This is a genomic window from Streptomyces sp. NPDC059524 (genome assembly GCF_042749255.1).
GTDB lineage: Bacteria > Actinomycetota > Actinomycetes > Streptomycetales > Streptomycetaceae > Streptomyces > Streptomyces xanthii.
This window is the reverse complement of sequence record NZ_JBHYTK010000240.1, coordinates 7,153-8,579: the sequence shown is the minus strand read 5'-3', so window position 1 is coordinate 8,579 and position 1,427 is coordinate 7,153. Positions and strand designations below refer to the sequence as shown.

Here is a 1,427-nt window from a genome sequence, read left to right as displayed (position 1 = left end):
TCCCCGATGCGTCAGCGCCCGATGGAGATCGCGCACGAAGTGCGCATCTCCAGGGGCGCGGGGAACTGCGCGACCAGCCCCCACCGGACCCGCACCCGGCAACGAAACCGGAAGGAATCATGACCACCACCGCCATCGTCAACATCGGCAACCTCGTCACCAACGACCCGGAGCTGGGCGAGGGCCCCCTGGGCCAGATCAAGAACGCCGCGATCGTCGTCGAAGGCGACAAGGTCGTCTGGGCCGGCCCGAGCGCGGACGTACCCGCGACGGACGAGGCCCACGACGCGGCCGGCCGCGCCGTGATCCCCGGGTTCGTCGACTCGCACTCCCACCTGGTCTTCGCCGGAGACCGCACCGAGGAGTTCAACGCCCGCATGTCCGGCCGCAGCTACAGCGCGGGCGGCATCCGGACCACGGTCGCCGCGACCCGCGCCGCGTCGGACGAGGCGCTCGAGGCGAACCTGAAGCACCACCTCGCCGAGGCCCTGCGCCAGGGCACGACCACGTTCGAGACCAAGTCGGGCTACGGCCTGACGGTCCGGGACGAGGAGCGCGCCCTGCGCATCGCCAAGGCGCACACCGACGAGGTCACCTACCTCGGCGCCCACATCGTGTCGCCGGACCTCGCCGACGACCCGGCCGCGTACGTGGACCTGGTCACCGGCGAGATGCTGGACGCCTGCGCCCCGCACGCCCGCTGGATCGACGTGTTCTGCGAGAAGGGCGCCTTCGACGGCGACCAGGCGCGGGCCATCCTGACGGCCGGCAAGGCGAAGGGCCTGCTGCCCCGCATCCACGCCAACCAGCTCTCCTACGGCCCCGGCGTCCAGCTGGCCGTCGAGCTGGACGCGGCCAGCGCCGACCACTGCACGCACCTCACGGACGCCGACGTGGACGCGCTGGCGAGCGGCGACACGGTGGCGACGCTGCTGCCGGGCGCCGAGTTCTCCACGCGCGCCCAGTGGCCGGACGCCCGCCGCCTCCTGGACGCGGGTGTCACCGTGGCGCTGTCCACGGACTGCAACCCGGGCTCGTCCTTCACGTCCTCGGTGCCGTTCTGCATCGCCCTGGCCGTACGGGACATGGGGATGACCCCGGACGAGGCCCTCTGGGCGGCCACGGCGGGCGGCGCGCAGGCGCTGCGCCGCACGGACATCGGCCGGCTCTCCCCGGGCGCCCGCGCCGACCTGGCGTTCCTGGACGCCCCGAGCCACGTCCACCTGGCCTACCGCCCGGGCGTCCCGCTCGTGAGCGAGGTCTGGCGGGCCGGCGCACGGGTGGCGTAAGCACGTACGTCACGGACAGCCGTACGCGAGAGGGGGCGCGGGCCCGGGGGGGGGGGGGCGGGCCCCCCCCCCGGGGAGGGGGCGGGGGCCGCGCGCCCCCACCCACCCGCGCCGCCCAGGGCCCGCGCCCCGCGGGGC

The 1,427-nt window shown here is 75.1% G+C and carries 1 protein-coding gene; it reads left to right on the top strand.

The window, feature by feature from the left end:
• The first annotated feature begins 119 nt into the window (after nt 1-119).
• Entirely contained in the window at nt 120-1,289 is a 1,170-nt protein-coding gene (hutI, locus tag ACFW9D_RS36760; RefSeq protein WP_384629654.1) for an imidazolonepropionase, read from the top strand.
• The last annotated feature ends 138 nt before the right edge of the window (nt 1,290-1,427 follow it).